Source organism: Mesorhizobium sp. M7A.F.Ca.CA.004.04.2.1, assembly GCF_004022825.1.
In the GTDB taxonomy this organism is placed as follows: domain Bacteria; phylum Pseudomonadota; class Alphaproteobacteria; order Rhizobiales; family Rhizobiaceae; genus Mesorhizobium.
Map to the genome: position 1 here is coordinate 1 of NZ_RZPH01000462.1, position 4,516 is coordinate 4,516.

Annotated in this window: 6 protein-coding genes; 2 read left to right on the forward strand and 4 right to left on the reverse strand. The window is 63.1% G+C overall.

Annotation, left to right across the window (positions count from 1 at the left end; translation table 11 throughout):
* Window positions 1-806: FAD-dependent oxidoreductase (locus EN893_RS20025; RefSeq protein WP_127387365.1), on the reverse strand; the 806-nt coding region annotated here is incomplete at its 3' end.
* Between the two features lie 248 nt (window positions 807-1,054).
* On the opposite strand from EN893_RS20025, the gene EN893_RS20030 reads away from it, so the two are divergent.
* Entirely contained in the window at window positions 1,055-1,534 is a 480-nt protein-coding gene (locus tag EN893_RS20030) for an Lrp/AsnC family transcriptional regulator (protein WP_013530077.1), read from the forward strand.
* Between the two features lie 250 nt (window positions 1,535-1,784).
* Window positions 1,785-2,579, forward strand: coding sequence for a glycosyltransferase family 2 protein (locus EN893_RS20035; RefSeq protein WP_127267435.1), 795 nt, complete (start codon window positions 1,785-1,787; stop codon window positions 2,577-2,579).
* Window positions 2,580-2,583: 4 nt separating this feature from the next.
* Here EN893_RS20035 and EN893_RS20040 read toward each other — a convergent pair whose 3' ends face one another.
* The 3 genes from EN893_RS20040 to rfaE2 all read right to left on the reverse strand — a co-directional run.
* Entirely contained in the window at window positions 2,584-3,243 is a 660-nt protein-coding gene (locus EN893_RS20040; RefSeq protein ID WP_127267434.1) for an HAD-IIIA family hydrolase, read from the reverse strand.
* Complete coding sequence (locus tag EN893_RS20045; protein ID WP_127270425.1) at window positions 3,236-3,808, reverse strand: SIS domain-containing protein; 573 nt, start codon at window positions 3,806-3,808, stop codon at window positions 3,236-3,238. Before EN893_RS20045 ends, EN893_RS20040 begins: the two co-directional genes overlap by 8 nt.
* Before the next feature lie 7 nt (window positions 3,809-3,815).
* Window positions 3,816-4,516 (reverse strand): D-glycero-beta-D-manno-heptose 1-phosphate adenylyltransferase (gene rfaE2 / locus EN893_RS20050; RefSeq protein ID WP_128361723.1); only part of this gene is annotated, 701 nt, incomplete at its 5' end.

Sequence of the window (4,516 nt, forward strand, 5' to 3'; positions counted from 1 at the left end):
GTCCACAGATAGCCGTTCGGCTTCTGCTTGAGCTTGCCGGCGAACAGTTCAACCGCCGGCGCATGGCCGATGGCCACGAACACGCCGTCGATCTTGAGGTGCGACACCTCGCCGGTCACCGCATGCTTTAGCTTCAGCCCCTCGACCGAGGGCGGCAGCGGCGTCTTGCCGGGCCGGCCGGTGATCTCATCGACGATCGTGTCCCAGATGACGCGGACATTGTCCTTCTTCAGAAGCCGCTCGCGCAGAATACGTTCAGCGCGAAAATCGCTGCGCCTGTGGATGACCGTCACGCTCCTGGCGAGATTGGACAGATAGAGCGCCTCTTCCACCGCGGAATTGCCGCCACCGACCACCGCGACATCCTTGCCCCTGTAGAAGAAACCGTCGCAGGTGGCGCAGGCCGAGACTCCAAAACCCATGAAGTCCTGCTCGGTCGGGATGCCCAGCCATTTCGCTTGCGCGCCGGTGGCGATGATCAGCGCGTCGGCGGTATAGGTCGTGCCGGAATCGCCCTTGGCGCGGAACGGTCGCACGTTGAGGTCGACCTCGGTGATGATGTCGTTGATGATGTCGGTGCCGACATGCTCGGCCTGTTTCAGCATCTGCTCCATCAGCCACGGACCTTGGATCGGGTCGGCGAAGCCGGGATAATTCTCGACATCGGTGGTGATCATCAACTGCCCGCCCTGCTGCAGGCCGGCGACCAGCATCGGCTTCAGCATGGCGCGGGCGGCATAGACCGCCGCCGTATAGCCGGCCGGGCCGGAACCGATGATGAGAACGGGCGCGTGCTTGGTGGTCATCTAAAGCCTCTGCGGAGGGCTGCCGGCAATTGCGGCATGGAAAACTCGATCATTGTCGCGCGTAATGTAAGTGTTGCCCACGACGCCAGCAAGGCAAGTTGGTGTTCGTCCCCGGAAAGCTTTGTCGCACCTGTCGGCCGCTGATCCCGCGAAATATTCCGGGCGAAGGATGGAATGGACAGCGAAGTCGTTTAATTACAAAATCACGCAAGATTCTTGCGTATTGCCCCTCATGATCGAGAGCCCCCATGCCGCTCAAGGCCGACCTCGACGCCATCGACTGGAAGATCCTGCGCGAATTGCAGGGCGACGGCCGCATGACCAATGTCGAACTGTCGAACCGCGTCGGCATTTCGGCGCCGCCATGCCTGCGCCGCGTCAAGCGCCTGGAGGAAGCCGGCATCATCCGTGGCTACCGTGCCTTGCTCAATGCACCAGCGCTCGGCCTCGATGTCGTTGCCTTCTGCCTGGTCGGCCTGCATCATCAGGCCGATGCCGAACTGCGCATCTTTGCCGAGCGCACCCGCGGCTGGCCGATCGTACGCGACGCCTGGATGGTGTCGGGCGAATCCGATTTCCTGCTGCATTGCGTGGCGAGCGACCTTGGCGCCTTCCAGAGCTTCGTCATCGAGGAACTGACCTCGACCCCGAATGTCGACACGGTGCGCACAGCGCTCACCATCCGCCGGGTCAAGGACGAAGGGCTGGTCTCGTTCGCACAGCCTTGAGCCGGCTGAACCGCAACGAGCTTTCGCCGATGTCGCTTGAAGGCCTCGCCATATCAGCGCCGCTTTGGCGTTCGATAGCTCTCCTGTGAAGCCGGAATTTCTGCCGTAGCCGTCTTGTTGGTTTCCTAGAGCAATTCCAGAAAAAGTATGTAACGGTTTTCCCGGGTAAAGCGCATAGCGCTTTCGGGATTGCGTAAACAGGGGCGCAGGGCAGCCCAATTCCGAGAACAGTGTGCCGTGGGGTGGGACGATGACTCGATTTTCTAGCCCGGTTTCGGCGCTGGTCATCTGCATGAACGAGGCCGACATGATCGGCGAGTGCCTGGAAAGCGTCGATTTCTGCGCCGAGATCATCGTCGTCGATTCGGGCTCGACGGACAGCACTCTGGACGTCGTCAACGGGTACATCGCCAAAGGCTACCCGATAAGGCTGTTTCACAACGATTGGCCGGGCTTTCCTCGTCAGCGGCAATTCGCGCTCGATCAGGCCACGCAACCATGGTGCCTTTCGATTGAAGCCGACGAGGCCATCGACGACGTGCTCAGGCAGTCAATCACGAATGTGACCCAGCTTGGGAATGACGCCTTCGACGGATGGTACATCAGACGCCGCGACAAGCTGAAGGGCTATGGCTATGCGCACCGCTGGGTGCTTCACAACAGGCTGCTGCGTCTTTTCCGCCGCGACAAGGCCACGATGGACCTCAATCTGCGGGTCCATGAGTCGTTCGAGGTGCCAGGCGAAACCGGCACGATAGAAAATGGCGTGCTGCTGCATCGCCGCGAAATGACTATTGCCGAGGATCTGGCAAGGGCCAACACCTACTCCAGCCTCAAGGTTGCCACGCTTGTCGAACGAGCCAAGAAGCCCGGCCTGATAAGACTGGTGCTGTCGCCGCTCGGCAACTTTCTGAAGTTCTACCTGGCCAAGCGCTACTTCCTGTGCGGCCGGCACGGGTTCGTCTATTCGATGCTGGTGATGCTGTATTCGTTCGCGACAGAGGCCAAGCTTTATGAAGCCTGGCGAGACAAAGATCGGATGTAAGCCGTCACGGCGCGCCCGAGGCGGTGCCAAGCGCAGCTATTGCGGCGAGCAGGCCGTCGAAATCCGCGCGCTCGCACCAAGGCCGAATTGTGAAGCCCGATCGGACAGCTGCTTGTCCATCTACCAGCCAGCCCTGCGCGAGGCCGGCGCGTTGTCCCGCCTCCATGTCGGCCTCCTTGTCGCCGACGATCAGCGAACGCCGCAGATCGAGCCCGAGGCGCCCGGCCGCCTCCAGCAGCATGCCCGGATTGGGCTTGCGCATCGGATGATCGGCAACCGCAAGCACACCGGAGCCAGCTTCGTGATAGGCGCAGGCGACGACCATATCGACGAACGCATTGTCGACGCGCAGCAGCTCGAGCACGCGGCCATTGACGGCGGCGAAATCGCCCCAGCCGAAATAGCCACGCGCGATGCCCGACTGGTTGGTGACGATGATGACCGGAATGCCAGCCCGGTTGGCGGCGGCTATCACCGCGGCTATGTCCGCGCGCAGCACCATTTCGGCAGGATCATCCGGATAGCCGGTATCGACATTGACGGTGCCGTCGCGATCGAGGAACAGCGCCGGCGAGCCGGCGGCGAACACCCTTGAGCCGACCCGCTCGACCCATAGGCCCGGCTCCGCCAGCGGAAAGCGGCCAGAGGTCGTGGGATCAGCCATTGCTGAGGCGCGCTTCGACCACCTCGCACAGATGATGGTAAAGGCACAGATGCCCCTGCTGGATGATCGGCGTCGAGGTCGACGGCACGTTGAGCAGGATATCGGACAGAGGCTTCAGCTTGCCGCCGGTGTCGCCGGTCATGCCGATCACCGTCATATCCATCCTCCGCGCCTGTTCGGCGGCGGCAAGGATGCTCGGCGAATTGCCGCTGGTCGAGATCGCCAGGAGCACGCCGCCGGCAGCGCCATGCGCCTCGACCTGGCGCGAAAACACCGTGTCGAATCCATAGTCGTTGCCCCAGGCGGTCAGCACCGCTGCATTGGCCGGCAGCGCGATGACATTGTAGGCCTTGCGCTCCTTGAGAAAGCGGCCGACCAGTTCGCCGGCAATGTGGATGGCGTCGCTGGCCGAGCCGCCATTGCCGGCGATGAGCAAAGCTTTCCCCGACGAAAGCGCAGTCACCACGGCGCTCGCTGCCCGCTCCATCTCACCGGTCAGGTCCCGTTCGACCATGGCTGATATGGCAGCCACGGAGCGGACAAGGTAATCGTTCAACTCGGACATGAAACCCTCAGTTTGTGGTGCCGCCGGCGCGCAATTTGCCAATGGTGTTGGTGGTGCTTTTTCCGGCGACCAGATCGACCAGCACGACGCGTCCGCCGGCCTTCTGCACCACATCGGCGCCGACCACGGTGTCGACCGTGTAATCGGCCCCCTTGACCAGTATGTCGGGCAGCAGCGCTTCGATCAGCGCCAGCGGCGTATCTTCCTCGAAAACCACGACCGCATCGACCGAGGCAAGTGCTGCCAGCACGCAGGCGCGGTCGTGCTGGTCGTTGACCGGGCGCCCGGCGCCCTTCAGTCGCCGCACCGAAGCATCGCTGTTGAGGCCGAGCACCAGCCGGTCGCATTGGCTGCGCGCCGCGTGCAGCAAGCTGACATGGCCGGCATGCAGGATGTCGAAGCAGCCATTGGTGAAGCCGACGCTCAGGCCCTCTTCCTTCCACGCCGCCACCATGCGCGCGGCCGACGTGGCGTCGAGGATGGCGTCCTTGTGGGCCGTCGGCCCATGCGAACGGAACAGCGCGCCGGTGAGTTCCTCGACCGTCAGCCGCGCGGTGCCGCGTTTTCCCACCACGACGCCACCAGCGGCATTGGCGATCGAAGCGGCCATGACCGTATCGGCGCCCACGGCCAGCGCCAGCGCGAAGCTCGCGATCACCGTGTCGCCGGCGCCCGAAACGTCGAACACTTCGCGCGCCTGGGTGGCGA

Coding starts and splice junctions, on each gene's coding strand:
- EN893_RS20040 (WP_127267434.1), bottom strand. CDS start 3,243: ATGGCTGATCCCACGACCTCTGGCCGCTTTCCGCTGGCGGAGCCGGGC.
- EN893_RS20035 (WP_127267435.1), top strand. CDS start 1,785: ATGACTCGATTTTCTAGCCCGGTTTCGGCGCTGGTCATCTGCATGAAC.
- EN893_RS20030 (WP_013530077.1), top strand. CDS start 1,055: ATGCCGCTCAAGGCCGACCTCGACGCCATCGACTGGAAGATCCTGCGC.
- EN893_RS20045 (WP_127270425.1), bottom strand. CDS start 3,808: ATGTCCGAGTTGAACGATTACCTTGTCCGCTCCGTGGCTGCCATATCA.